27 protein-coding genes are annotated in these 26835 nt (G+C 66.7%); 11 read left to right on the plus strand and 16 right to left on the minus strand.

Annotation, left to right across the window (positions count from 1 at the left end; genetic code table 11):
• Positions 1–6: 6 nt before the first annotated feature.
• The 15 genes from AB0J04_RS23480 to AB0J04_RS23550 all read right to left on the minus strand — a co-directional run bounded on the left by AB0J04_RS23480 (position 7) and on the right by AB0J04_RS23550 (position 14029).
• The gene (locus AB0J04_RS23480; protein ID WP_363170502.1) at positions 7–1338 is read right to left on the minus strand and encodes a ThiF family adenylyltransferase; all 1332 of its coding nucleotides are present in this window, start codon (positions 1336–1338) and stop codon (positions 7–9) included.
• A complete protein-coding gene (locus tag AB0J04_RS23485) occupies positions 1338–1745 on the minus strand; it encodes an E2/UBC family protein (protein ID WP_351770400.1) in 408 nt (135 codons plus the stop codon). The genes AB0J04_RS23480 and AB0J04_RS23485 overlap by 1 nt, the downstream gene beginning before the upstream one ends.
• A gap of 5 nt (positions 1746–1750) precedes the next feature.
• On the minus strand, positions 1751–2032 hold the full coding sequence (locus AB0J04_RS23490) for a multiubiquitin domain-containing protein (protein ID WP_363170503.1): 282 nt from the start codon (positions 2030–2032) through the stop codon (positions 1751–1753).
• A 96-nt stretch (positions 2033–2128) separates the two neighbouring features.
• Positions 2129–3880, minus strand: coding sequence for an AAA family ATPase (locus AB0J04_RS23495; RefSeq protein WP_363170504.1), 1752 nt, complete (start codon positions 3878–3880; stop codon positions 2129–2131).
• Positions 3877–4824: a hypothetical protein gene (locus AB0J04_RS23500; protein WP_363170505.1), complete on the minus strand. Its 948-nt coding sequence runs from the start codon at positions 4822–4824 to the stop codon at positions 3877–3879. Before AB0J04_RS23500 ends, AB0J04_RS23495 begins: the two co-directional genes overlap by 4 nt.
• Positions 4811–5425 (minus strand): hypothetical protein, encoded by a 615-nt coding sequence (locus tag AB0J04_RS23505; protein WP_363170506.1) that lies wholly within the window; start codon positions 5423–5425, stop codon positions 4811–4813. The genes AB0J04_RS23500 and AB0J04_RS23505 overlap by 14 nt, the downstream gene beginning before the upstream one ends.
• 848 nt (positions 5426–6273) lie before the next feature.
• Positions 6274–7320 (minus strand): phosphotransferase, encoded by a 1047-nt coding sequence (locus tag AB0J04_RS23510; protein ID WP_363170507.1) that lies wholly within the window; start codon positions 7318–7320, stop codon positions 6274–6276.
• 157 nt (positions 7321–7477) lie between these two features.
• A complete protein-coding gene (locus tag AB0J04_RS23515) occupies positions 7478–8362 on the minus strand; it encodes an aminoglycoside phosphotransferase family protein (protein WP_363170508.1) in 885 nt (294 codons plus the stop codon).
• Positions 8363–8552: 190 nt separating this feature from the next.
• Entirely contained in the window at positions 8553–9797 is a 1245-nt protein-coding gene (locus AB0J04_RS23520) for a cytochrome P450 (protein WP_363170509.1), read from the minus strand.
• A gap of 12 nt (positions 9798–9809) precedes the next feature.
• On the minus strand, positions 9810–10979 hold the full coding sequence (locus AB0J04_RS23525) for a cytochrome P450 (RefSeq protein WP_363170510.1): 1170 nt from the start codon (positions 10977–10979) through the stop codon (positions 9810–9812).
• A 62-nt stretch (positions 10980–11041) separates the two neighbouring features.
• A complete protein-coding gene (locus tag AB0J04_RS23530) occupies positions 11042–11644 on the minus strand; it encodes an ATP/GTP-binding protein (RefSeq protein ID WP_318324771.1) in 603 nt (200 codons plus the stop codon).
• On the minus strand, positions 11622–11963 hold the full coding sequence (locus tag AB0J04_RS23535; RefSeq protein WP_046707968.1) for a DUF742 domain-containing protein: 342 nt from the start codon (positions 11961–11963) through the stop codon (positions 11622–11624). Before AB0J04_RS23535 ends, AB0J04_RS23530 begins: the two co-directional genes overlap by 23 nt.
• The gene (locus AB0J04_RS23540) at positions 11960–12379 is read right to left on the minus strand and encodes a roadblock/LC7 domain-containing protein (protein WP_055522486.1); all 420 of its coding nucleotides are present in this window, start codon (positions 12377–12379) and stop codon (positions 11960–11962) included. Before AB0J04_RS23540 ends, AB0J04_RS23535 begins: the two co-directional genes overlap by 4 nt.
• Positions 12376–13701, minus strand: a complete 1326-nt coding sequence (locus tag AB0J04_RS23545; RefSeq protein ID WP_363170511.1) for an ATP-binding protein — start codon at positions 13699–13701, stop codon at positions 12376–12378. The genes AB0J04_RS23540 and AB0J04_RS23545 overlap by 4 nt, the downstream gene beginning before the upstream one ends.
• Before the next feature lie 133 nt (positions 13702–13834).
• Entirely contained in the window at positions 13835–14029 is a 195-nt protein-coding gene (locus AB0J04_RS23550) for a hypothetical protein (protein WP_363170512.1), read from the minus strand.
• A gap of 885 nt (positions 14030–14914) precedes the next feature.
• On the opposite strand from AB0J04_RS23550, the gene AB0J04_RS23555 reads away from it, so the two are divergent.
• The 4 genes from AB0J04_RS23555 to AB0J04_RS23570 all read left to right on the plus strand — a co-directional run bounded on the left by AB0J04_RS23555 (position 14915) and on the right by AB0J04_RS23570 (position 19471).
• A complete protein-coding gene (locus AB0J04_RS23555) occupies positions 14915–16282 on the plus strand; it encodes a helix-turn-helix transcriptional regulator (protein ID WP_363170513.1) in 1368 nt (455 codons plus the stop codon).
• A complete protein-coding gene (locus tag AB0J04_RS23560) occupies positions 16279–17010 on the plus strand; it encodes a haloacid dehalogenase-like hydrolase (RefSeq protein WP_363170514.1) in 732 nt (243 codons plus the stop codon). The genes AB0J04_RS23555 and AB0J04_RS23560 overlap by 4 nt, the downstream gene beginning before the upstream one ends.
• Positions 17011–17162: 152 nt before the next feature.
• Positions 17163–18599 (plus strand): helix-turn-helix transcriptional regulator, encoded by a 1437-nt coding sequence (locus AB0J04_RS23565; protein WP_363170515.1) that lies wholly within the window; start codon positions 17163–17165, stop codon positions 18597–18599.
• A 32-nt stretch (positions 18600–18631) separates the two neighbouring features.
• Positions 18632–19471, plus strand: coding sequence for an aminoglycoside phosphotransferase family protein (locus AB0J04_RS23570; RefSeq protein WP_363170542.1), 840 nt, complete (start codon positions 18632–18634; stop codon positions 19469–19471).
• Between the two features lie 28 nt (positions 19472–19499).
• Here AB0J04_RS23570 and AB0J04_RS23575 read toward each other — a convergent pair whose 3' ends face one another.
• On the minus strand, positions 19500–20165 hold the full coding sequence (locus tag AB0J04_RS23575; protein ID WP_363170516.1) for a YdcF family protein: 666 nt from the start codon (positions 20163–20165) through the stop codon (positions 19500–19502).
• Between the two features lie 170 nt (positions 20166–20335).
• Between AB0J04_RS23575 and AB0J04_RS23580 the strand changes: the two genes are divergently transcribed.
• From AB0J04_RS23580 to AB0J04_RS23610, 7 genes are all read left to right on the plus strand, one after another.
• Positions 20336–21538 (plus strand): helix-turn-helix transcriptional regulator, encoded by a 1203-nt coding sequence (locus tag AB0J04_RS23580; protein ID WP_363170517.1) that lies wholly within the window; start codon positions 20336–20338, stop codon positions 21536–21538.
• A 111-nt stretch (positions 21539–21649) separates the two neighbouring features.
• Positions 21650–22093, plus strand: coding sequence for an ATP-binding protein (locus AB0J04_RS23585; protein ID WP_363170518.1), 444 nt, complete (start codon positions 21650–21652; stop codon positions 22091–22093).
• A 378-nt stretch (positions 22094–22471) separates the two neighbouring features.
• Complete coding sequence (locus tag AB0J04_RS23590) at positions 22472–22906, plus strand: NUDIX domain-containing protein (RefSeq protein WP_363170519.1); 435 nt, start codon at positions 22472–22474, stop codon at positions 22904–22906.
• A gap of 34 nt (positions 22907–22940) precedes the next feature.
• Positions 22941–24830, plus strand: a complete 1890-nt coding sequence (locus AB0J04_RS23595) for a radical SAM protein (protein WP_363170520.1) — start codon at positions 22941–22943, stop codon at positions 24828–24830.
• Positions 24827–25462 carry a hypothetical protein gene (locus AB0J04_RS23600; RefSeq protein WP_363170521.1) on the plus strand — a complete coding sequence of 212 codons (636 nt, stop codon included), beginning with the start codon at positions 24827–24829 and terminating at the stop codon, positions 25460–25462. Before AB0J04_RS23595 ends, AB0J04_RS23600 begins: the two co-directional genes overlap by 4 nt.
• Positions 25459–26190, plus strand: coding sequence for a hypothetical protein (locus tag AB0J04_RS23605; protein WP_363170522.1), 732 nt, complete (start codon positions 25459–25461; stop codon positions 26188–26190). Before AB0J04_RS23600 ends, AB0J04_RS23605 begins: the two co-directional genes overlap by 4 nt.
• Positions 26187–26831 carry a hypothetical protein gene (locus AB0J04_RS23610; protein ID WP_363170523.1) on the plus strand — a complete coding sequence of 215 codons (645 nt, stop codon included), beginning with the start codon at positions 26187–26189 and terminating at the stop codon, positions 26829–26831. Before AB0J04_RS23605 ends, AB0J04_RS23610 begins: the two co-directional genes overlap by 4 nt.
• The last annotated feature ends 4 nt before the right edge of the window (positions 26832–26835 follow it).

Raw genomic sequence — 26835 nt, forward strand, 5'->3', positions numbered from 1 at the left:
AGAGCGCTATCCAGACCTCGGTATCACCCCGCATTCAATGCATCCGACGTTTCGCTCCGCGACCTTACGAGGCGCGATCTGAACTCCGGGGCGTGTGGCGGTCCCGAGAAGATCGATGTCGAGCCATCGGGCTGGCCGCCTCGCTCCCGAGAGCCAAGCGACTATCTCGGTGAGCGCGGCGTTGACTGCGAGCCCGTTGAGGTGGACTACGGATGGGTTCGCGGTACCGGTTCCGTAGCCGTGCACCCGGTCGAGGTTCTGTTGATCGGTTGTCTTGGCCCAGCGGGCGATTTCGGCGGAATCAAGCTCGTCGAGGCAACTTAGGCACGGGCCGTTGGGCAGGACGAACACGACACGGCCGCCGAGCGCGAAGGGCTCATGGGTGTCGTCGACCCCGGTGGCAATGTCGATGTAGGGGGTGCGGGTGTCGACGGCGATCTGGTTGAGCCGCTGGCGGGGTCCGTCGTGGTCCACGCAACCGATGATGAGATCGACGTCGTGGAGCTCTGGGTGGGTCCCGTCGACCGTCAGCCCGGGCAGGTTGCGGACCTGGATCAGGGGGTCGATGGCGCGCATCCGACGCCGCGCCACAACCGTCTTCGGGCTGCCGGTGTCGGCATTGTCAGCGGTCACCAGCCGGTTGAGATTCGTCGTCTCGACAACATCGTCGTCAAGGATGAGTACATCGCGGAACCCGAGGTAGGCAAGGTTCAACGCAGCATGTGATCCCGTGCCCCCAGCGCCGATGACGGCAACCCGCATCGTGGCGATTGCCGCCTGGGCTTCTGGGCCCAGGAGCGGAAGCTGACGGATGAAGCGCTCGTCAGCGACAGGAGCAGTGTTGAGGACGCGGAGTTGTTCGCCGATCGCCGTCACGGTGCGGAACCGGCCTCGTTCGACTCCGCCGCTCCCTTCAGTCCTCCACCAGTCGGCGCGCACGCTGCCCTGCGCCCAGACTGCGGCGCCGTAGGGCGTTCCGGGAACGAGGTCGAGCATGTACTCAGCCATCGGTGCCAGGGCGGATTCGTCCGTGCGGGAGAAGCCCGGCGGTCCCAGGTGGTGGTTATGGAATTCGACCAGCCCCTGACCGGATGCGGCCGCACGATTGTGAACGTGGTCGAGGGCACGGCCGGCTAGGTACCAACCGCCAGGACCTCGTTCGACATCGCGATCGTCGATGAGGACGACATCAACCACCTCCAGGACGGGGCCTTCACTGTCGTTGCGGATGGTGTCGGTGAACGCGAACGCGAACCGTTCCCCGGAGGCTTCGGCGAGGTGCTCTTCGATGAGAGCCCAGTGGTCGGAATCAGTGAACTTGAGAGTGCCCATTGCCATCAGCTCGCTTCCTCCAATCGGGTCAAGGCGCCGGCCAGGTAGTCGGCGAGGTTACTGCCGACTTCCGGGTTGGCAGTGGGCCGCCAGTCGTTGGGGTCGACGTGATAGGAGAACTGCAGCCACTGCTGTTCGGCATGAGTCTGGATGCCCTGGCTGTTACCGGGCACGGATCCGTCGGCGAGAGTGAGGTCGGGTCTGGCGCAGATGTTGTCGGGCTGCCCGGCCGGGTAGTTGGTGGGGATCGCGAACAGCACGTCGGTCCGGTCGTGCGACCAACCGGCCGGAAGCTTGTGGTCGGTGAGAGTCACGACGAGCGCCTCAGGGTCGATGGTGGCGTTGGGGAACGCCTTGCGCAGGAGCAGGGTCTCCTGCGCAAGGCGTTCCCCAAGTCGAGGGGCGATTGCCACAGGGCTCAGCCTCGCTTGAAGCGCGGACGACGCTTGAACTGGACGCCGGGGACGAGGTGGATCGTGTCGTCCGGATCGACCGTCTTGCGGGTCCCGTCCGGAAGGATCTGGATCAGCCCCTCGCTGGGCGCGATTCCGGCCAGTGTCATGACCTCGGTGCCGGTGATGGTGGGACGGTTGTACTCGTAGGTGATGTCGTCGACGTCGAAGACGAACGTCGCTCTGCGCCCCTCGGGGCCGCTTCGGTTGGAATCGTCGGTCAGATTGTCGGTGTGGACGGCCGCCATTGTGGCCTCCTCTTATCGGTCCGCCTGTTGCGGGCTCTCACCACAAGGTCGAAGCCGAAGCTGGATCCGCACCCCCTGGCCCCAAACTTTTCCGGACTATCGAGGGTCAGTGCGGGCGTAGGTCAGTTCAACGATGTCAGGGGCGGTCGCTGCGAGTCGGCGGGCCAGCCCCTCCTCGTACGTGGTGACCAGAATCTGGCCGACGGCTCCGGCCTGGGCTGCAAGGACCATGGTGCGAGCGACTGCGGCACGGCGGCGTGGATCGAGGTGCTCGAGCGGCTCGTCAAACCAGATCGTCGACGCTCTTGTGACCGAGCCCGCCAGCAGGAGCCGAGTGACAAGGAGCGCGGTAGCGCGCTCCCCTCCGCTGAGATCGCCAAGCGCAAGATCGAAATCACCGTGGCTGAAACTGAGCTGTCCATCTGATCCGAATTTGAGACCCTCGCTGCCGAACACGAGCTTCCACCGACGACCGATCTCGTGGACGAGCGGCTCAATCCTTTCGGCCAAATACCGGTCTGCTACCTCGTTCAGGGATTTCTGCGTGACCTCTACGACGAGGTCCTCGCGAGCGGCCGCTTCGAGAGCGGACTGGTCCTCCGCAGTCCGGCAAAGCTCCTCCAGCTTCAGCCGTGCGGCCTCGCGTTGCGAGTTCAGCGCTCCGTGTCGCTCGGCAAGTTCCGATGCCTGTAGGCGGACCTCAGCCAACGCAATGGATGCTTCTGGGCCTGGGTCGGGCCGTTCGGGCTCGCTGGGTGCGCGGTACTCGTTGAGGGCTTGCCCGAACCGCGAGATTGCGCTGAGGCGCTCTCGCGCAGCGGCCGTCTGGCGGTCGTGCTGCTCGATCTCCGTGTGGGCGTGACTGCCAATATCTCCGTGCGAGGCGAGCGCGGCGTCACGTTCATCGTCAGCCAGCGGCCTCAAGCAGGTCGGGCAGCGGTCGCCCGCGGAATGCAGTAGGTCCGTAGCCGAAGCTGAGGACGCCGCCTGGACCTCGGCCGCCGCTTTGGCCCTGATCCCCTCTTCGAGTGCCGTGGATGCCTCCCGCTCGCCGCGAGTGAGCGCGATCCGTGGATCCTTGTCACCGACTTCGAGCATGCCGGCCATCTCCGCCACAAGGCTCTGAATGCGACTGCTGTAGGCCAGCGCATCCTCGCGGTAGCGGTCCCAGCTTGCGGCCAAAGCAGCTGCTGGCTCCAGTTCATTGACCGCGTCATCAGTGGCGCGACGCTCTGCGGTCACAAGCTGGAGCTCAGTGTCGAGGCCATCGACACGCCGAACAGCGGCTGCGATGGCCTCGTCGCTGCCGCTCAGGTCATCCCGAAGTGACTTAATCTTCTTGGCCAGATCGCTGCGCCGCGCCTTGAGTTGGCTAGCGGCGCTGAGCAGGGGCTCGATGCCGAAAACATCGGCAAGGTGATCGCGGATGGGGAAGCCGGTGTTCCTGCCAGCTGCGACTGATTCGAAGACCAGCGAGTCCAGAAGTCGTGGATCCGCGCCCCATGCGTCGCGAAGGATCGTCCGATAACGACCTTCATCGACAGCGTTGCCGTCGACGCAGGCTTCGAATGTGGCGGCTCCGTTCCGTTTGAGCGTACGAGTAACGCGTACGTCGACGGAGCCCGGCAAGGTGAGGTCGAGCTCTACCGTCGCCGATTCATGGCCACCGCGTACAGCCCGGCCTCGGTCACGGTCCTCGGGAGTACCGAACATACCCCACCGCACCGCTTCGACCAGGGACGTCTTCCCGACGCCGTTGGGGGCGACGAAGAATGTGACGGGCCGGGTGAGAGCAAGGTCCAGTTCCTGGTAGGCCCGCCAGTTGACGAGGCGGATGTTACGGATCACGACGCGACTGCCTCTGCCAGGCGGGCGAGGCGCTCGACCAGGTCGTCGCCTTCCAGGTGCCCGGACTGAACATCGATGACGACTTCAGCGATTGCCAAAGGATCAAGCTCGCTGAGCACTCGGAGACTATTCTTCTTGTACATCAGCTTTGGCCTGCTCCGGCGCGCCTCCGCGATCTGCTTGGCACTGATCTCGGACACAGCGGAGTTGAGATCTCCGAGGCCTAGAAGGTCATCAAGGTCGGCTACCTGCTCCCACGCTGGCAGGCACTGGTCGAAGTGTCGACCGAGTGCGATGCTGAGCAGCTCTGGCGGCGACGGACTGTGGGGCGCGAGCCAGCCGTGAACAGTGTCGACAGAGCGGTGGGCGTCCGCCGGTGTCACCACTACGGCGCGTTCAGCATCCTGCGACACGAGTGCGACGGCCGATACTTCGGGGTGAAGACGAAAGAATTTGGCAACTGCCTCCGGCTCTCGTGACCATTCGTCCACAACAGCCACGAATACGGCGACGGTCTCGCCCGGTGCCGTGCACTGAGCGACAGGCCGCATCGCATTTGGTGCCCTCGACACCCAAGCTGGGGCGAAGTCGACCGCAACCAGTTGGTTGAATCGGAAGACCAGATCCTGCAGGGCGATCACCACCGGAGCGTCATCAGGCCCGCCATCTGTGTGGGGCAGCGGCTGAAGGTTCGATGAAGGCTGGTCCTGCCGCGCAGTGTCGAGTAGTCCCAGGCGCATGGCCACGGGATCCTCCTCGATGGGCGGGAGAGAGGTGTCGCGGTCGACCAGGGCCGTGACGATCTCAAGTTGCTCCGCTACCTCGGCACGGCGATCTGGTGGCAGCACGGACAGGTCCGGCTCGGGTCCGCGGCCACGCAAGAAGAGCAGGTACCGCTCGATGAGGTCGTCGACCGCATTGTCGAGCTCGTCATCGCGACTCATCGTTGCCTCCCGCCGTCGAAGTCTTGGACCTCACACATCGTCGCAGCGACTCGAGCGCCCGGGTCCTCTGCCGGGAAGCCGACTGGTGCGACTTGCCCGCACGTAGTGCCCAATCAGACAGACTCTCACTCTCCATGATCGTCGTACGCACGATGTCGAGCTGCTCATCAGTCAGCCCCGCCATGCACCTGAGGGCATGGCCAAGCAGCACTTCCCGTTCCGCTGCCTCACACATGTCGTCGTCGTGAAACTGAGGGTCGGCCGTAATCCCCAGGTGGTTGATCATGCTGCGCATCTGCTCGCGCTCACGAATGGTCCTGCGACCTGAATCCTGCCCGCGACGGAAGGCAATCCTGACGGCGAACCCCACGAGGGACGTCACCTCCATGGGCTCCCGTCCCTCCAGTTCCAGGAATGCCTGGGCCACGGAATCGTCGACTTCATGCGGATCTGGATCCGACGAGGTGATCGACCTGATTCCCCGGCGGGCTGCCTGGCGCATCGGAGCAGAGACGCCAACATAGAGGTCCCGGCGGCTGAGCTTGCCTTGCCGCCAGGCCTCGAGGAGATCCTCATCGTCGATCCCAGCCTGTTCCATCACCTTGGTGTCGTACGGACCCGCCCGCCCGCACCCCCCTCTCCGTAGATTTCTTCATCGGAGGAAATCACGCGACACCCGCTCTGGACCCCCACCACCAATCAGAACACTTGTTCGACTATCCGGCAGGTCACCCTTGCTACTGAACTTAAACTGGTATCCGGGGTTGTCGTACGCGGCCAGTTCCGCCTTGGTCGCCGCGTCGAGGAGCTTGAGTTCGGCCTCCCGGGCGATACGCGGGGCCAGCCGGGCCGACAGCGCGGTGGAGACGATACCCAGCAGGGCCCGCAGACCGATGGCCCCGACCGGACGACAAGGGAAGGTACAGCGGAGCGGAGTTGGTCGCCGCTGATGTGCTGCGATGCGATCAGCGGCTTGATCACCCCCGTAGTGGCCATCAGCCCGAACGCTTCCAGCACCCCCGACAGGAGCTGGACGCCGAGCAAGGCAATGACCGCAGTGCGGTCGACCTGCCAGCCCAGTGCAAGGGATCGGCGAATCAGTTGGGGCAGGCGCTGGGCCATCGCGCGGGTGGTGATCGCGTTGGCGGCCTCGATGCGGCGGTCGCCGGGGAGGACGAACTTCGACTCCTCATCCGATGCCTCCGCCTCGTCGGTCTGTGCGGTTGTGGCAGTGGGCTTCGGGATGGGTGTCATCAGCTCCAGCCCTCCACCGAGACGCGGCGCCCGGCCGGGGTTGTGCAGAAGCCCAGCACGGGCTGGTTACGGATGAGAACCAGGTACAGGCCGATCACTGTTCGATACACCAAGGCGTCCCCCTGTATGCCGCGCGCGATTGATGCCATTGCCCAACACCACTGGAATACTGCGCAGTTGATAGCCGCGGGATGGTCATGAGGTGTCTCCGCTCGCCCCGAGGGCCGTGAGCTCGTCTTCGAGGCCCTCAAGGTCACCGAGCAGACGGCGAATGGCGGTCTGGCGCTCGCGCCAGTACCGCTTCAGATCCACCTCCGCGTCTCGAGGCAGGTCGTACTCGGCGGTGGTGGCACCGTAGAAGCTGAACAGCATGTACAGCAGTGCGATCCGGGCACAGGCCCGGACCTCTTGCATCGGCAGGCTGGGATGCTCCGAGCGGTAGGCGCTCACCATGGCCAGGGCGCAGGCAGTCCACTCGGTGCTGGTCGCGACCGTGCGTGGGTCGAACGCCGCTCGCCCCAGCTCCCAGACAGGCAGCGCGCTGGCGCAGCGGAAGTCAATGATGCCGGTGACGGCATCGTCGAGGGTGATCAGATTGGTGCGGGTGAGATCCGCGTGCAGCGCCTGCTCCACGAGCGTTTCGGGCAGCTGCTCCCGCAGCTCGGCAGCGTGGGTACGTAAGTCCGTATGCCGCTGGTCGAGGTCGACTCGCAGTTGGTCAAGGTGGTCGTGGCCTTGCCGCGTGGCTCTGGCCATCACGGTGTCGCACTTTGCTACGGCGTCCTCGACGGACTCCGTCTGCCAGCGGGTCTGCTGCAGGCGCCTGGGCAGCGGGTACGCGGCGAGCGCACGGTGCATGCGTCCCATGACGACGCCGATGTGTTCGGCGAGGGGGATCGTCATGGCTGATGTGGTCACCCGGCCTGGGACCTCGTCGACGACAGCCCATGCGCTGCCTTCCGCGATGGTGACCAGGTTGTCGTCGGCGTCGGGCCACACGCGTGGAACGGGGAGTTCTGCGGCTCGGCAGTATTCCGACATGTCCCACGCGTTGCGTGCCTCGTCCAGGTCGGCCATTGCCGGGTACTGCTTGACGAACAATCGCAGCCCGTCGTCGGTCAGGACTCGTCGGTTGATCGTGTCCGTGCCCATGTGCACCGGCTCGACGAGGTCGACGACGAGTCCGTACCGGTCCTCCAGCACGTCAGCGGTCAACGCCGCACCCTGCTCTGCTTCGTCCATGGGGATCACAGGCCTTCGGTTGCCAATGGACGACGTGCCGTGGGGACGGTAAACGCGTTGCCCTCCGTGAGCACTCCTCTGTCGGCGAAGGGGGTAAGGACGACGGGGACGCCCAGGGGAAAGCATCGGTAGTGGGCGGACGTTCCGGCGAAGGTATTCACGCGCGCCACCCGCTCCACACGCTCTTGCCGGTCTCCAGGCGCAGGTTCTCCAGCATGGTGTGGGCTTCGTCGACCAGGCCGATGTCGTGATGCTGGATGCCCCAGGCCAGGGAGTCGACAGCGTCCAGGGCCCCGTACGCCCGGCACGCCGCCAGTTCCTCCTCGGTGAGCGTGCTGCCGTACCCGTGGTGGAACGCCGCATTGAGGTCCGGGTTCTGGTGCAGGATCCGGTAGCGCAGGCGGCTGAGATCCCGGCGGGGTGCGGGCTGGAGCTCGGCGCGTTCGAAGTCGATGACCCTCAGCAGTTGCTCGGAGGCGTCCCACATCCAGTTCTTCGGCATGTAGTCGCCGTGCCCGGCGACCTGGGGCAGCCGTGGGGGCGGCTTGCTCAGGAGGGCTCGTACTATTGAGAGTTCGTGCTTGGGCACGTACGCGGTGGCAGGTGCCAGGACCTTCGACACCGTCTCTTCCCACTCGCCCTCGGTCGTGTCCGCGGTGGGCTCGTCGCTGGCCGCCGCGTGATGGCGTGCAAGGAGCTCCCCGGCCTGCTCGTAGGCCTTGCGCTTCTGCTCGGCCGGCAGCTGGAGCGAGTCGAGGCTGTGTCCGGGCACAGCGGTCACCAGGACGGTGTGTGAGACGGCCTCGGAGGCGACCAGGTCGGGCGTCCGGCCCTCGCCGAGGGAGACCGTCCACTTGCGATAGGCGTCGACCTCGCGTCGGTGCAGCTTGGGGCCCACGTGCTGCTTGGCGAACCACCGTCGGCCCCCGGGCGCGTGGACTTCCCAGAGGGACGGCCTGATGGTGCCGGGGCGGGGGTGCTCGGCAACCACGGTGTATGTGTTGGTTACCGACTCCACCAGTTGGTGGAGTGCGCCGGGCATGTTCGTCACCTCGGTGCGCCCTTTCGTTCGCCGGGCCACCCAGTCACAGGCGCGCACAGTATGTGACTGGGTGGATTCTCTGGGTATTCACGTGTGGGTGCATAGCCTGCCAAAAGGCACTGACAACGGGCGCTGAACTGGGCATTTCCCACTTGATAGAGACGACCCTGTACGCGCCCTTATCCCCGGCTCAGCCGGGTCGGCGCGTGGGCTGCAGCCGCACGGGCACCGTTCGGTGTCCGTTGACGAGGAGGCTCGCCACCGGCTCAAGGTCCTCGGGCGGCACGGCGAGAGCCATGTCCGGGAAACCGTCGAAGAGGGCGGGCAGCGCGGCTCGCGCTTCGGCACGGGCCAGGGGAGCGCCGAGGCAGAAGTGAGCGCCGTGTCCGAAAGCGAGATGCTGCTTGTCCTCCCGCAGGACGTCGAAGGCTCCCGCGGTGGCGCCGTGCAGGTTCGGATGGCGGCTGGCGGCGCCGTACGAGGCGAGGATCGCCGCGCCCTGGCTGATCACGATCCCGTCCGGGAGGGGGATGTCCTCGACGGCGTAGCGAAGCGGCAGGTGGCTGATGGGCGCGGCGTAGCGGAGGGACTCCTCGATCACGTCGTCCCAGGACGCGCGCCCCGCCCGGACGTGAGCGAGTTGCTCGGGGCGGGTGAGCAGCGCGGTGACCGCTTGATCTAGCAGGTTTACGGTCGTCTCGTAGCCGGCGCTGATGATCAGGAGCAGCGTGTCCAGGAGTTCCTGCTCCGTGAGAACGGAGCCGTCGCCTTCGTCGTCGCGTACGTCGATGAGCGTCGACGTGATGTCCTCCCCGGGGGTGGCCCGCTTGGACGCGACCAGTTCGGTGAGGATGCCGTACAGGGCCATGGTGTTGGCGCGGGCCTCCTCGCTGGTGAGCGTGGTGTCGAAGACTCCGTCGACCACGGTCCGGAAGCGGGGCCACACGTCCTCGGTCAGACCCATGAGATCGCCGATGACCTGGATCGGCAGGGGAAAGGCGAGGGCCTCGCGCAGTTCGACGACCTCGCCGGGCTGGGTCCGGGCCATCCGGTCGATGAGGCGGGCGGTGATCTGTTCGATGCGCGGCGCCATCTGGGCGGTACGTCGGGCGGTGAACGCCTTGCTGACGAGACGCCTCAGCCGTCGGTGGTTGTCTCCGTAGGCGGTGAACATGTTGTCCACGCCGACCCACAGGGCCAGCGGCCACTTCTCGGTGATCTCGCCGCTGATGAACGCCGGCCAGTGCCTGCTGGCGTCCTTGGACACCCGGGCGTCGTTCAGAAGGCCTTTGAGGATGGCCGGGTCGCTGACCGACCAGGCGGTCACGCCGAGGATGTCCACGAGCGTGGCGGGACCGGCGGCGTGGAGGGCGTCTTCTTCGGCCGCGCGCGCACGGCCGGTGGGGTCGAGGACAAGGGGCAGGGTGCGGTCCATGTCGGGTTCTCCCTAGCTCAGAGTGAGGCGCGGCGACGGGGGGAAGCGGACCGGCAGGCCGGTCAGGGAGCGGTGGAACGGGCCGGGGCGGCAGGTGAGGTGGTCGGCGGGGACGGCGAGTTCCATTTCGGGGAGGGCGTCGAGGATCTGCTCGATGGCCACCTGGGCGATGAGGTAGGCCAGGGGCTGGGCGGGGCAGCCGTGGGGCCCGGCGCTCCACGTCAGGTGAGAGCGGTTGCCGGCCCGCTGGTCGGAGATGACCGCGGGGTCGTTGTTGCAGGCGGCCATGCTGATGACGACCGGCTGATGGGCGGGTAGGACAACGCCGTCGATCTCAACCGGACGTGGCGGATACGACACACAGAAGTTGGCCAGCGGAGGGTCCACGAAGAGCAGCTCGTCGAGAGCGTCGCGGACGCTCAGGCTCCCCCGGAGCACGTCGCCGGAGTACCGCTCGTCGCTGACGATCAGCAGGAGGGTGTTCGCGATGACGTTCTGCTCAGGCTCGATGCCGGCGCCGTAGAGGGTGACCAGCTGGTGTATCAGCTCCAGCTCGTTCAGCTGCGTCGGGTGGCTCAACAGGCCGGTGGTGACATCCATGCCCGGATGGCGGCGCTTGAGGTCGACAAGTTCGCTGAGAGCCTCGGAGAGCATGGCGTTGCCGGCCTCGGCGTTCACGCCTTCGAAGATCGCGGCCATTCCGAGGGCTACACGCTGGCCGATCTCCGGTGGGCAGCCGAGGATCGCGTTGAGGACCTGGAAGGCCAGAGGCTGTGCGTACTGCGTCAGCAGGTCCGCATGGCCCACCTCGCACATCTCGTTGATCAGGGGAATGGCGATCTGCTGCACCATGGCCTGCAGTTCGTGCTGGCGGACATGGTCGAGGGCGGACGTGTTCGCGGCACGGTAACGAGCGTGAGCGGGACCGGAATTGCGCAGCGCGTTGGGGCGGTGCTCCAGCATCGGCAGGACTGGGCAGTGCGTGGGGACGCCTTGTTGCCAGACCCGCGGGTCGGCGGGGAACCGTACGGGGTCGTGAAGGATACGCACCGCGGTCTGGTAGCCGATCACCAGCGTGGCGGGCACATCGGGGTCCAGGTAGACCGGGGCCAGTGTTCCGTGCTGCTCCCGCATCTGCGTGTAGAAGCGGGAGGGATCAGCTGCGAACTCCGGTGCGTACATCGCGAACCGCGTCTGACCGGCGTGAGCGCGGTGGCTGGCCTGCGATGGCGGTGGCGGCATAGTCACGACAGGTGCTCCAGTCGGCTGGATCGGTGGAGGTATTCGACGAACGCGATCAGCGCGTGGATGGAGGACACTTCGTCGCGGGCGTCGCAGGACGTGACCACCACGTCGTCGTCGAGAGCCAGGGCCCGGCGGACCTCGTCGAGGTCGAACCGTTGAGCGCCGTCCCATTCGTTGACGGCGACTCCGAACGGCAGGCCGCGTTCCTCGAAGAGCGCGAGAACCGCGTCGGAGTCCTGGAGCCGACGGGTGTCGACGAGGACCAGCGCGCCCAGCGCCCCGTGGAAGAGGTGCTCCCAGAAGGGGGTGAACCGGTTTTGTCCGGGGGTGCCGAACAGGTAGAGGGCCAGATGGGGGCTGAGGGTGCGGCGGCCGAAGTCGAAGGCGACCGTCGTCTCCGTCTTGCTGGGCAGGCCGGCGAGGTCGTCGATGCCGGTGCTGGCTTCTGTGATCGGCTCCTCGGTCCTCAGCGGTTTGATCTCCGAAACGCTGCCAACCAGAGTCGTCTTGCCTGCTCCGAAGTGGCCGGCGATCAGGATCTTCGCTGACCGGGTCACGGTGGCCGGGAGGTATTGGTGCTCAGACGAGAGCACGGAGTCCATTGAGCACTTCCTCAATAACGCTGATGTCCGGCTGGTCGGCCGGTGCCGGGGTGTTGAGGTGGCCGGTGTCGAGAAGTCCGGAGACGACGATGAGAGCGACGGTGGGGGGCAGATCGAGGAGCGAGGCGATCTCGGCGATCACGATCGGCCCGTTGCAGATCCGCAGGATCCGCCGGGCTTCGACGTCGAGGCCGTGGAGCGGGCGGTCTGCGGCGCGAACCAGGGTCGTCAGGGTCAGGCCGTCGCGGGACGGTGACGAGTGTCCTCGTGTCCGGACATACGCTCGGACCATGTCGGGATCGCGCCGCAGAGCGCTCATGGCCGAGCGCCGCCTTCGTCACCCTTGTCCCTTGCCGGGCTGGACAGTTCCGCACCGAGGCGCTCGGTCAGTCCGTTCATCCGGTAGGTGAGGATTTCGGCGTCCACCGTCTCGGTCGTCGAGACCGCCAACAACGCGTTGTGGCCGACCGTCTTGACGAACAGGAGTCCCTCGTCGAACTCGGCGACGACCTGGCGCAGGCCGTTCTTCTTGCCACCGGTGTACGGGGCCAACGCGACGCCAATGGAGTGAAAGCCGCTGGTGGACGCGGCGACCTTGTCTGCCGTGTCACGGTCCACCGATTCCGAGTAGCCCAGGGCGAGACCGTCCGTGGCCAGCAGGACGGCGTAGCTGACATCCGGCATGCTCGTGAGGTCCCCGAGCATCCAGCCGAGCCTGTTCACCTGCGTCGTCATGAGTCGAGAGGCCTTTCTTCCTGGTCGGGGTGTACGTCGGTGTCCCCGGCGCGATCCTGCGGGGGTGCGGCCGTGCCGCGAGCCTGTCTGTTTGCCTGCTGCCAGGCGCCGATGACCGCGGGCCGGGCCGGTTCGGTACTCGTGCGGCGCCCGGCAGAAGCCTGTTGCTGCGCATGCACCGGTTGGCGAGACGTGCGCGTCGGCAGTCCGTTCTCCGTCAGAGCGGGGGAAGAAGGCGCAGGCGCCGCTACGCGGGCGGGCTGAAGAGCCGGTTCGAGCTCAACCGCAGCAGTGGTGAGAAGGTCCTCGGGCAGGAAGACCGAGGCGCACATCCCGCCGTAGCGGTTGGAGTCCGTGAGCACCACCTTCATGCCATACCGGCGGGCAAGGAGCGCGATCACCGGGAAGCCGACCCTCGGGTGCGCCTCCAGGGTGAGGATGTCGACCTCCTGGCGGCCGTCCAGGATGCGCCGCGCGCGCTTCAGTTCCTCCTCGCTCATGCGCTTGCCGGCGTCGTCGATGAGGAGAGTGATTCCGTGGTGGCCGTGCTGGGCGTTCACCTCCACCTGAGTCTGAGGCGGCGAATAGCGTGCGGCGTTGTCGAGGAGGTGGCTCAGGATGAGCTTCACCGGCCCGACCATGCGGGCGATCACTGCCCGGTCAGACGCATACGGGTGGACCCGTGTGTAGTCGGGAATCGCTCCCTGGGCCGCCCCGACGACGTCCGTGAGTGTGCTGGCGGGCCACCGCTGCCCGAGGAGCCCTCCAGCGAGCACGACGTACGACTGTGCCTGGTGGAGCATCTGCTGGACGCCGTGATCGATCTTGGTCAGCGTCGCGAAGACGGCACTGCCGTGATGTCGGCGGAGCGCCTGGGCCACCTCGCTGCTCACGTTGATGCCGGTGCTCACCATCGCGGTGGCGAACGCCTTGACGGCTGCCTTCGCCGACTCGCGCGCCTCGGCTTCGACTTGCTGACGTGTCGAAACCGCCGTCGCTCCCTGCACTCGATGCAGGTCGGCGGCATACTCCTCGCCGAGCATCCGAAGGTTCTCCACGAAATCCGAACCGGCGAGACAGTCCGGGACCTCGAACTCCGCCGAGGCCGGCTCTGGCCACTGGAGCGAGGCCGCGACCGTTTCGAGGCCCTGCGAAAGCAGCGCGACCAGGGCCGAGTCCTGGGCAGCGGCGGTCTCTTGCCAACGTACGGCCTGAGCACGGTGCTTGGCGGAGAGCCATGCGAAGTATGCGGCCAGCCCGAGCGCGACAACGAGCACCGCGGCCAGACCAACGGATGCCGCGACGGCTGTTTCGTGTCTCATCGGATCTCTCACTGGGGTCGAAGTGGACTGCGACAGAGCAACAGGACCGGCAAGTTGATGGACCGCCGGGCTGGCGACAGTTGGATGGAGTCCAAGGAGGCCCGCTCATGTCGCCCAGGTCATCGGCGGGGGCCTAGAACGTGATCCCGCCGATCATGCGCGCCAGGCTCGTTGTGGCCTCAGAGATCGTTGGCGCGATCGAGGAACTGGCAAGGTAGAAGCCGAGGAGGGTGCAGACCACCGCGTGCCCGGTTTTGAGCCCGCCCTTCTTGATGAGCAGGAACGTGATGATCGCCAAGAGGACGACGGCCGAGACGCTAACCGCCATGCAGGGCCTCCCTGTTGCGCACGCCGGCCGACCGCGTCAGGGCGAGCCAGTGATAGAGCGCGGCGCTGTCGGTGCCTTCCGGATGTCCCTCAGGGGGAAGCAGCCATACCGTCGAGCAGCGCGAGTACCTGGCGACCGGTCTGTCGACCGCGCATTCCCACAGGCGCCCCGCACGGCACACGGTCTGTGGAACGTGCCACCGGTATGCCGTGCCCGCTTCGACCGGGATGTGGATCCGCGAGTGCGCGTGGCAGCAGAGCACCGGCCCCACAGGGAGGCCCCGGCTCCGGGCACCCTCGACCGCACGTAAGCCGACGAGCAGTCCCGCCTGCACGACATCGACGGGCCCGAGTCGCGGCAGCGGACGTGGGGCGAGTTGGATCCTCCAGGGCAGTTCGGTCTGCGCGCACGGCAACGCCGACTCCTGTGAGAGGGGGCGGCGCTGCAACCGCCGCCAGCCGTCCGGCGGCACCACAGGTGCGACTGGCCGCTGGGCTGCGGGCGGATCAGGGACGGCTTCAACTCGGCCTGGCGAGGCAATCACCGGGATCTCCTGTGCGTCCGGACACACTGACTGAGCCGCTTGACCAAGCAACTGATGTCACAAGGACGTTGGCTGATCCCCAAGACTGTTTACTGAAAGGTGATTACGCACATTCCGAGGGTGATATCACTGAGGTGATTCCGGTTCCAGAAAGGCCAGGAACCACATGCGCTCGGCCGGGGGAGGAAAGAGTGCTTCAGCAGGCGCAGCGACGCTGTGACCGGTGCGGCTGCCCCCTGAGCCAGTACAACACGGACAATTTCTGCGCCGCCTGCCTTCGCTCACGAACACGGCAGAAACACACCCCTACTATCCCGGAACACATCTGGAACGACCCAGATGTGCGAAACGCGCTCGCGGCTTGGGATTTCGGCCGAGCCAGCCGCCTCATCCGACTCCGCGGTGGTCTCCGCCAAGAGGACATGGCCCATCTCACGGGCCTGAGCCAGGCGTTCCTGTCCATGCTGGAGAAGGGCAACCGCCGCCTCACCAACATCGACAAGATCGTCGAGTTCCTCACCGGCCTTGGTGTACCCGCCGACCTGGTCGCCCTTCCCCTCCCGCACACTGCCGCCTCAGCAGCACAGGAGCAGCCGGTCCAGTTCGTCGGCGACGCCGATCCCAGCCTGCCCTGGACTGCGGCCCGTATGGTGGCAGCACTGGATACCGCGGTAGGAGGCAGCGGGATGGACCGTCGACGATTCCTCACCGCGAGCGGCGTCGCCCTCACCGCGTTCGTGAACGCGTGGGACATCGCCGAAGCCGAACCCCTTCATCGAGCAGCAGCGGGAAGCCGCCTCTCCCACGACCTCCTCGATGGTCTCCAGCGCACCACCGACAACCTGCGAACCATGGACGCCAGCGACGGCAGCGGCACCCTCACCAGTCTCGGCAACCGCCATCTCCAGTTCCTCCAGCACCTCCTGGAAGAAACGTCGTACGACGAGGCCACAGGGCGACGGCTGGCGGCGATCATCTCCGACACCGCCACCCAGACAGGCTGGTTCGTCTTCGACTCAGGCGATCGCGACCGCCCACTCAGTTACCTCTATGCCGCACTCCGCGCCGCGAAGGCCTCTCAAGACATACGGCTCGGCGCCGGCGCCCTGTCCTACATCGCCATCCACGGCTACTCCACCGGCGCTCCGCACCACGCCGTCACCGCGGCACAGCGGGCCCGCCACAAGATCAGGAAACTCGGCACGCCCGCGCTCGAAGCGATGCTGCTGACCCGACAGGCCCGCGGGCACGCCAAACTCGGCGAACGCCAGGCGGCCCTCGCCGCACTCGGAAGAGCCGCTGAACTCTGCGCCCAAGGCCGCTCGGAGTACGACCCGCACTGGCTCTACTGGGTCAACGAGGGCGAGATCCACGGACAGGCCGGCAGCTGCTACCTGGACCTCGGCGACCCCCGCAGCGCCGTGGCCAGCTTCACGAAGGCCCGGGAGGCGCTCAACCCAGCGGACCACCGCACGAGGGGCCTGTTCCTCTCCCGCGCCGCAACCGCCCACATCGAGCAGGGCGACGTCGAAGCCGGCTGCGCCACAGCGCACGAGGTCCTCGACCTCGCCGAGAAGCTTCAGTCGGCACGGTTCGACAGTCACGTCACGAGCATGATCCAACAACTCCAGCCCGTCGCCCACAGCCCGTACGCTCAAGACGTCCTGGAACGACGCGCCGTCGTGACGGCAACAGGGAGCCGAACTTGACCGACGCCAGGCAGATTCTCGTGCTGTGGGACATCGACCGCACGCTCCTGTACGTCGGTGACATCGATCGACAGGTGTACCGGGAAACCTTCGCGGAGATCGTCGGACGTCCTGCGGAACGCCTTCCGGCCCGCGGCACCGGCGTCACCATGCCCCTCGCCATTCGCTCCCTGCTCCTGGACAACGGCGTCCCCGAGGCAGACGTCCACGGCCTGGTGCCACGCATGGTGGGACTCCTGCCGCAGCGCCTCGCCGCGCACGCCGACGACCTTCGTGAGCAAGGCGTGCTCCTGCCTGGCGCCGTGGACGCACTCAAGGCCGTGCACGCCCAACCGGATTGCGTTCCTACCGTCGTCACGGGAAACCTCAAGCCCAACGCACTATTGAAGCTCGAAGCGTTCCACCTCGACGGGTACCTTGACACGGAGATCGGCGGATACTCCTCGGACGACGACCACCGACCAGCTCTCGTCGCCGTCGCACAGGAGCGAGCCCAGGCCAAGTACGGAACCACCGCCTTCAGCCGCTCCAACACGGTCATCATCGGAGACTCCCTCGAAGACGTCCGTACCGGGCTTGAAGGCGGCGCTCCTGTGATCGGAATCGCCTCTGGCAAGACCACTGCCGCCGAACTCTCCACGGCCGGAGCCGACGTGGTCCTCGACAGTCTCGAAGACCTCCCACAGCTCCTGGACGCCATCGTCAAAACGACACTCGGCCGCGTCTGAGGCGGCTGCCCCTGCAGAGCGAGCGCCTCAACTGCCCGTATTACATGAGTGATACCGGCACGCGCGTACCCCGCCTACGCTGTCGGGCGCAGACGAGAAACGGGGGTGCGATGCCAAGGCACGCTCGCGGATGCGCTGACTGCGGATGCCGCTTGAGCCAGTACAACGATGAGGACTGGTGTTCCGCGTGTGCACGCGGCAGGCGTCTCGACACCCGCCTTCAACGCCGCGTTCCAGACACCGTCTGGCAGCATCCGGAGGTCCAATCCGCCATCGCCGCATGGGACTTCGGGCGCGCGAGCCGTCTCATCCGCGAGCGGGCAAAGCTTCGCCAGGACGACATGGCCCACATGACGGGGCTCAGCCAGGGTTTCCTGTCCATGCTCGAAGCAGGGACCCGCCGACTGACGACCCTCGACAAGGTCGCGAGGTTCCTCAACGGCATCGAAGCACCCGCCGCCTTGCTCCCCCCACCGTTCCGTGAGCATCACGCAGCCCTCACTCCACCGCCGTTGTCGCACCCAGGACCGCCCGCCGTCGATCTCCAGGTCGCGACCGGCGAGCAGGCGGCAGACCTCTATGAGCTCGCGATACAAGCTGCGGCCCAATCACTGCAGTTCGCGGAAGTGGCCACGAAGAGCAACGTGAGCGACGTCGAACTTGAGGGGCTGGAGTCCAGGATCACCCGGATCGCGACGGACTACGTCCACGCTCCGCTGTACCCGCTCTTCCACGACCTGCTGTCGACGAGAGACCAACTCTTCTCCCTGCTGAGCGGCCACCAACCACCTGGCCAAACCCGCGAGTTGTACCTCCTCGCCGGCACGAGCTGCCTGCTCCTCGCCCACGCGTCACAGAATCTCGGCGACCAGGACTCCGCTGTCGCCCAACTCCAGACAGCCGGGACGCTCGCCGAGCACGCCGACCACGACGATCTCCGGGCATGGGTCAAGGGCACAGCCGCACTGATCGCGGAGTGGTCGACCCACCGGCACACAGCCCTTGAGTACACGCAACAGGCGATCCGGTTCGCCCCCGTCGGCGAGACCCGGGTCAGAACCGCGGCGATCGGGGCCAGGGCTGCGGCACGCGTCGGAGACCGGAACACGGCCCTGGCAGCGCTCAAGGAGCTTGAGCAGGCCCGCGAACAGCGAACAGACCCCACCGGGCTAACCAGGTTCGGAGGGTTGCTCACTTTCCCGGAAGCCAAGCAGGAGTACTACATCGGTGGAACGTACGCCCTCCTCGGCGAACACGAGAGGGCCGAGCAGCACGCCGCCGCCGCAATCGATCTGTACGAGATGGGCCCGAGGGAGCAGCGGTCGTACGGCGACGAAGCCCTGGCGCGCCTCGACATCGTCACGGCGCGCATCGCCACTGGAGAGATCGAGGGAGCCGGCGAGCAGCTCCAGCCCATCCTGGAGCTGCCGGTGGAGCGCCGTATCCGACAGCTCGGCGACTCGGTGCAGGGAGTGGCTAGGCTTCTGGAAGAACCGCGGTTCGCCCGCGACCGAACCGCCCGCGAACTTGCGGACGCGACCCGCGGCTATCAGGTGATCGACACGAGAGCGAGGGCCCTCACCTCATGACAATGATGGTCTCTCCTGAGTCCGCCGCCCTCATGGCCTGCCGAGCGTCGGGGCTGCCAGACCGTTCCCTCACCCAACTTCACCGCCACGCCACTTCTGTGTTCCTTCTTGCTGCAGAAGGCGTTGTAGTACGTGTTAGTCCAATCTCGCAGCAGCGGCGCCTCGAAACCGCCGTGTCACTGGCACGCTGGCTCGTCGCGAACGACTTCCCGGCGACAGAGCCTGTGGACATCCCCCAGCCGGTGGCGTACGGCCCGTACGTTGTCACCTTCTGGCAGCACTACCCGCAGCCTGACCACGGCGCGCCACCGGCTGGGCGCTTGGGCGATCTCCTACGGGCCCTGCACGACCTGCCACCCCCGCCTCTGGTACTGCCGAAGTATCGACCACTTACGTCGTTCAAGAATGCCGTGGACCACAGCACGTACCTGGCGCCGCAACAGCGAGAGTGGCTGACGGCCAGGAGGAAGGAACTCCTGGACGCTTACGGGAAGCTCGACTTCCCCTTGGGCCACGGCCATATCCACGGTGACGCATATCCAGGCAACACCCTCTGGGACGGTCAGGGCGTCAGACTTGGCGACTGGGACGAAGCAGCATTCGGCCCACGCGAGATCGACCTGGCCAATACGTTCCAAGGGGTCCGCTTCGGGCGTACCGCCGGAGAACTGGACAACTTCAGCGAGCAGTACGGCCAGGACATCCGACAATGGTCCGGCCTCTCGGTTGTCTGCGAAATCCGAGACCTTCACACACTTGGATCCTTCGTTCGGCGTGCGGATCGAGGAGATACTGCCGCAGCCCAGCAGTTGTCGTACCGCATAGAGACTCTCAGGAACATGGACGCCCAAGCCCGATGGGGCGCCGCCTGAAAGAGCACAGACCGGGATGGACCGAAGCTCAGGCCCGTTCCACGTCTTCCGGTACGAGTCGGCTCGTGAACCCGTCGCTACGCAACCGTTCGAAAGCCGCCGCCACGTCGTCGGGAATCTCCTGCGCGATCATGAACCCTTGCCGCGGGTACACCATGAGCCGCTGCTGGGCCCCCACCAGCATGTCGATGACCAGGCGGGCATCCTGGATCGAATCGACGTATTCGGAGAGTGTCATGGGCGTGGAGGCGCTCACCCACTCGACGTCCGGCCAGAGCTTTCGCGCCGTCGCATAGGCCCGCCGTTCCTCGTACGGCTTGCTGACCAGCAGGACCGACGATACAGGAACGCGCTGTTCTTCCAGGAGAGCGCGGGAGAAGCGGATGTTCTCGCCCGTGTTCCGGGCCTTCGGCTCGACGATGATGGCGTTCTCAGGAACCCCGAGCGCCACCGCACGGTCCCGATAGTGTTCGGCCTCACCTCGGGGCATGCGCTCACGCGTCGTACGGCTGGTCGCTCCGGTGAAGACGATGAGCGGCGCCATGCCACGGTGGTAGAGGTCCGCGGTGGTGTCGGCCACTCCCAGGTCGTGGCTGCCGAGTCCGATCGCCACGGAGCAAGGTCGCAGCTCGTGACCCATCTGCTGGAAGTCCCACAGCTGCCGAGCATCCGCCCATGCCTGCGTTGAGATCACTTGCTCTCGTCCTCCGTGTTCGCCGAGGACCGCTCCCCGCCCTTGCCCTCCGATGGGGCCAGCCTACGTTCCAGATCACGGACGCCCTCAGACGATGGTTCTCCTGCCGCGCGCGCTCACGCCGTGTGACACTCGATCGACCAGGCTGAGGGGGCGTGCCAATGCGGGGAATGACCGACCATCTGCCGTTCGGCAAACGAGTCCGGTTCTACCGGAAACGCCGGGGCCTGAGCCAGCGCCAACTCGGCGAACTTCTTGGACGTTCCGAGGACTGGGTGTACCGGGTCGAGTCCGAACGCATACCGGTGAACAACGTGAAGATGCTCGCGGACCTGGCACACGCTCTGCGAGTACACGTTGAGGACCTTCAGGGCACGCCGACGCTCTTGGACGACCACGGTCGTCACACGGCCAGCATTCCGGCGATTCGCACCGCACTCATGCAGTCACGCCGACTGGCGGGCTCGCTGTACGACGGCCGTGAAACCGTACGCCTCGAACGTCTCTCCTTCTCAGTCGACGAAGCCTGGGGGCTCTATCAGAATTGCCAGTTCGCGCGCCTTGGAGAGTGCCTGCCCGGGCTACTCGCGGACGCCCGGCTGGCGACACGGGAACGCGCAGCTGGCGCCGAGCACGTCGAGGCACTCCGGTTGTTCGCACTGACCTGCCACGTGGCAGCAGTACTTCTACGAAAGTTGGGCGAGACCAACCTGGCCTGGACCGCTGTGGACCAGGGCGACATGGCGGCCTCACAGTCCGAAGACCCCGCCACGATGCTCGCTCTGCGCCGAGGTGTCGCGCATGTCCAACTCGGCGCCGGCATGCCGGCTGAGGCGGTGAACGTCACCCTTGACGCGGCAGACGACCTCGAACCCGGCTGGTGGCGCTCCACACCGGCTTCCCTCTCCCTGTACGGGATCCTGTTCCTCAACGGGGCCGTCGCGGCAGCCCGGATGCGGAACCGGGCGCTGGCGGATCACATGATGGGGAAGGCCCAAGAAGCAGCACACCTCCTCGGCGGCGACTCCAACGAGATGTGGACCTCCTTCGGCCCCGGCAACGTCGAGATCCACCGGCTCGCGCTCGCCCTGGAATTCGAGGACGTCCAACTTGCCGTGGACATAGCGCCGAGAGCCAGGGCGGCAGGATTGCCGGTGGAGCGACAGGGGCGGGCGCGACTGGATGTTGCCCGTGCCTATGCCGAGGCAGGGCGGACAGATGAGGCGGTAGACCATCTCAAGCGTGCCTATCGAACCGCTCCCGAGCAGATCAAGGCACACGAGTTCGCTCGGGACCTGGCGCGTCGGCTCCACAAGCGATCCCGCCGTCGCGATGTCCAGGACCTGGCCATGCGGCTCGGCGCCATCAAGTAGCGCCTGCCGTAGAAGGGTTCATTGACGGACCCGGAAAATTCTTCCGGGTCCGGCCCCCTGGAGGGACCTACGGTCTTCACGACCAAGCCACCTGCGCGGGGAGGCAACAGAGTGACTGTGGCGTACCGGACGGGCGATGGTGTCGGCGACGCGATGGTGCTGCGCTGGAGCCACCACCCGCGATGCGTTGGACTCGCCCGCAGTGAACTTCGCAAAGTGCTCTGCGTATGGGGCTGGTCAAGCTTGGAAGACGTGGCTGTCCTCGTCCTGTCGGAACTCTTCACCACTGCCTTGCGCCAAGCCAAGATCCTGACGATTGGGGAGATCGAGACCCGCTACGTACGCGTAGGGCATGCCCTACGGATCGAAGTGCACAACGCTGTCGAAGAGCCACGTCAACCGATTGCTGACGTTCCCGACCCTCAGCGTGTCTGCCGGGTGAGGCTCCTCAAGGTACTTGCCGACCGCTGGGGCGAGCAGTGCTCAGGACCAGGCAGAACCGGTTGGGCGGAGTTGGATCTCCCGTCGCGGATCGGCGCCCGGCATGCCGGCTGACGGCCGCGATCGCGCGGAGAGCGAAGTGGAAACCACGAGACCGATGGTTCTCGACAGACCATGCACGCCGATGCTATTGCCACTGCCTGGGCGCTGCTCGGCCCCATATCACTCACGTTATATCACCAGCGAGATGTGCCCTTCCGGCAGTTTCGGAGCACTCTGCCTTGGACACTCCGATCGATGCCCCATCTCCCTTATTCCGCAAGCCAGTTCGGCCATTATCAGGCTGAAATTGTGCCTGGTTGTACGACCTAGACTCAAGGTCGTTCGCCCGGCGTCAGCTGTCCGTCACCACAGGGTGCATACAGCTGTGCGCTGCGGCCTGGGCGCCGACCGATGCGCGCCCGATTCCGACGAATGAAAGAGGGATGTCCCGTGCCCGAGAAGGTCACCAAGGACAAAGTGCTGTGCTACGTCGTGCGCGACGGAAAGCTGCTGGTGTTCCGGCACACCGACTACACGTACGAGGAAGTCGGTATCCAGGTCCCGGCCGGCAGCATCCGCGCCGGCGAGACACCGGAGGCGGCGGCGCTGCGCGAGGCTCGCGAGGAGACCGGCCTGAAGGACTTCAAGATCGTACGGAAGCTCGGCGAGACCGAGTACGACATCAGCCCGTACCGGTTCGAGCTCCAGCGGCGCCACGTCTTCCACCTGGAACTGACCGAGCCCACCCGGGAGCGGTGGATGAGCCAGGAGGACCACGACGGGGAACAGGAGCCCACACACTTCGAGTGCTTCTGGATCCCGTTGGAAGCCGCCCACATCCTCCAGTCCGGCCAGGGCGCCTTGCTGGGACGCCTGTACGACTGATCCCTGTCCGGTCACGGCCCCCAGGAGGCAGCCGATGCACCGCACCATCGAACAGCACGACTTGATCACCCAGCTGTACCGCGGCCTGGACGCCGAGGAGACCGACAGCGCCGTATCGGTGATCTTGAAGTTACGCGGTGAGACCTGCGACATCGACTGCCTGTACTGCTACGAGAAACGCAAGGAGGCCCCGGGAGGAGCCCGGATCGACGCCGGCCAGGTTCGCCGACTCGCCGAGCTCTTCCAGGGGCGTCCACTCGCCGTCGAACTCCACGGCGGCGAACCACTGACCGCCGGTCGTGACCACGTCGCCGACATCCTGCGCGAACTGGCTGCCCAGCCCGGCGTGGTCCGCGTCTCGCTCCAGACCAATGGCGTACTGCTCGCCGAGGAGTGGCTGGACCTCTTCGACAACCTGTACCCGGACCTTGAGATCGGCATTTCCCTGGACGGGGATGCGGCGGGCAACGCCTGGCGAGTCGGCTACGACGGTCAGCCGGTCTACCCGCGAGTCGCCACCGCGCTGAGACTGCTGGCCGCCCGGGGCCGGAAGACCGGCGTGATCGCCGCTGTCACCCCGGCCGTACTCGGCCGTGCCGCGGCGGTCCTGGACCACCTCGCAGGCTTCGAGGCGGTCAACGCCGTCAGCTTCGTGCCCTGCTTCGACACATCCGTCCAGCGTCCGACCGCAGGCCAGGGACGCCGTCGTCCGGCAAGCAGACGGCTCCAGGACGCTGCCGTGCGCGGCCCCGGCGGTCCAGACTGGTCGATCAGGCCGACCGAGTACGCCGAGTTCGTGCTCGCCACCACCATCCGGTGGATCGACGCCGGGCACTTCGCCCGCATCAAGCTGGAGCCGGCCGTGTCCGCCATCCGGCGGCTGCGCGGGCTGGACACCGGCTTCTGCCACTTCTCCAACCTGAAATGTGACCACGTCTTCACTCTCTACCCGGACGGTCGACTCGGCAGCTGCGACGAACTGCCCTGGCCCCAGGCCCAGCTCACTCGCCTCGACCAGGCCCCCGATCAGGCCGGTGTCGTCGCGGCCCAGCGGCGGCTGCCGCTGCTGAACCAGGGCAAGGCCCTGATGGAGCGGTGCACCACCTGCGCGTACCAGTCCGCCTGCGGCGGCGGCTGCGTGGCTACCCGCTGGCGCCACGAGCAGGCCGGGGACCAGGACTCCTACTGTGACTACCGGATACGGATGATCGACGGCATTGCCGCGCTCCTCGCACAACCCGCCCACCCTGCCGGTGCCTGGTGCCGTACCGCGCGCTGGCGTCCCCGCGTCCCGAACAGCATGCGTGACGTCGGCACCTTCCTCACGCGATGGGACCGCCCCGATGTGGCCAGGACTCCTGTGCGGCTTCAAACCAGCGCGCACGGCAACATCAACATGGTCGGGCTACCCGGCGTCCATGAGGCCGATGACCTGGATCCGGCCCACGCCCAGTGGCACGAGGCGATCGAGCCCGGGGTGCGGTCTCTGGTCGACGTCGTCACCCGCGCGTGGGGTTGTGTCACGTACGACAGCTGCCAGGGCCATCCCTATACCGGTCTCGACCTGGTGCCCACCGAACGGCGGGTTGGCATCATCCCGCGTGGTCCCGCCGAGTACGCCCAGGTCGCCGCCGCGCTGTGCCGCGCGGTCACCGCGGCCACCCCCGCCTTGCCCACGGCGGTGCAGGTGACCGTCGGGCGCGCAGAGCTGACGTGCGAGGCCACGAGCCGGACGGTCCCGGTGCTCGACTTGGCATTCCGGCCGGCTCCCGGCCATGGCTGGTCCGCGTACTTCGATGCCGTTGGCGCGGCTACCGAGGCCGTCGTGAACACCCTGTGCGACGAGGACCCTTCGGCGGGCTGCGGATGCTCCTGCCCGATGCCACAGGCTGCCGCGCACACCCCGGAGGAGGCGCTGGCATGAGCAGAGCCGCAGGCGCTCTGACGGTGCACCAGTTACTGGGTCGGATCGTGTACTTCCACGCCCTGTTCATCGAACCTGCGCTCGGGCCCAGCCCACTGTCCGGGCCGGGCTCTGCATGCTGCAACCACGCTGCCGCCCCCGGCCGTCGCGCCGTCGCCGACCTCCTGCCGGACTCCGCTTGGACAGCACTCGTCGAGGTCGCGACCACCCTCCCGGAGCACTTCCGACCGTGTCCACACGAAACCGGCGCGTGCTGTGCAACCTGCCGCATCACCTCCGCCGCCGAAGCGGTTGCGGCCGGTTGGGCGCAGACCGAATTCCGGAGTTACTGGCAGGCAGAGCCCGGCGAAACGCTCCTGCGCGCCTGCGGGCAGGCGGCGGCAGCCCGGCTCGGGCGGGTCTTCGCCGACTGGCAGACGGCCCACTGCCCGACGCTGGGCCAGCTCACCACCTTACCCGCGGATACGGAGGCACTCCCGAGGACAGAGGAGCTGCCGCTGACTCGTGAGCTGCTGGCCCTGTGGGCCGACCCGACCGCCACCACCCGTCATCCCGTGGCCAGCTGGCTCAACCACTGCACCGGCTTGGACGACGTCCGCCGTGTGCTCGAAATCAGGAGGAACGGCTCGTGATCCACATTGCCGAGACGGTCACGGTCGGCAGCATCGAGGGATTCCTCGACACCGAGGAACGGACCCGACTCGCGACCGTGATGACCAGGTTCCTCACCGAAGAGGAGCGAAATCGCTTCGGTGCGGAACGAACCACATCCATCCACGAGATCCCCGGACACTCCCACGAACAGGCCATGACGGTGTACGAGCCGGCCGGAAGGGTGGAGATACCGCAGCTTCCGGCCGAGGCCGAGCAGGTGCTGCAGGATGCCTTCGACCGTACCCGCCCCGCGCTGTCCCGTGTCATGCCGTCGATCACCGCCTGCCGGCCGTGGACGTACGTTGAATACGGCCCCGGCCAGCACATAACAGGCCACCTCGACGGCATCGCCCCCGACCCGCTTGCCTGGCCACGGCAGATCGCTGGGATCAGTGTCGTGATCAGCGAAGCGGAGGCCGGCGGCGCGTTCTACGTCGAAAGCTCCTCAAGCGACCGCCTGTGGGGCACCAGTCTGAACGAGGCCACGGATCGGGGCTACGCAGAAGGTATGTGGCTGGCCCACGACGGAGCCGACCACTCCGCCGACTGGTTCACCACGATGCCCCGCACCAGGTGGAGCACGAGTCCCGTCCCGGGCACCGCCCTGCTGTACGGCTCCCAACTCACCCACGGCACCGAGCCGGTGGCGCGCGGCCGGGTTGCGAAGTTCATCAGCTGGCTCATCGCCGAGAAGCACGTGGGGTGAGCCGCATGCTGCTGGCGTTGGAGGGGATCGCTGGAGCCGGGAAGAGCACGCTGCGCGACCGGCTTCTGTCCTCGGCTGCGGCCGAGGACATCCACCTCGGGCACATCGGCCAGTTCGCCTGGCTGTCACTTGAGGCCACACGCTCTCTCATCGGCCTGCGGTCCGGCCGCCCGGCGGAGACCAGCGAGCAGGCGGTGTCCGCCGCTCGTCGCGATCTGGAACTCCACGCTCGTCACAACCTTGCTCCTGCCCTGTCCATGGGTCCGGTGGTCGCTGACCGTCTCACCCTCTCGACCGCCTGTCTGCTGGCGCTTCTGCACGAGCGTCCCGTCGCCGACTACGTCCGCCAGCTGGCCGAGGTGACGCCCGCGCGGGCGGAGCTGACCGTCCTGCTGACCACCCCACCCGAGCTGTGCCATGCCCGGCTCTCCAGTCGGGCCGCATCGCGCCGCTTCGGCGAGGACCCGCCGACGGCCGCCCGGCTCGCCGATCTGTATGAGCAGGCCGCCACCGTCTGGACCGAGGAGACCGGACTGCCCGTACTGCGACACCCATGTGTCGCCGAGCCGGATCTCGACCTGCTGACCGCCGCTTGCCTGGACCGGATGCATGCAGCCGTTCGCCAGGCAGCGCGACTGTGAGGAG

This window comes from Streptomyces sp. NPDC050263 (assembly GCF_040655955.1).
In the GTDB taxonomy this organism is placed as follows: domain Bacteria; phylum Actinomycetota; class Actinomycetes; order Streptomycetales; family Streptomycetaceae; genus Streptomyces.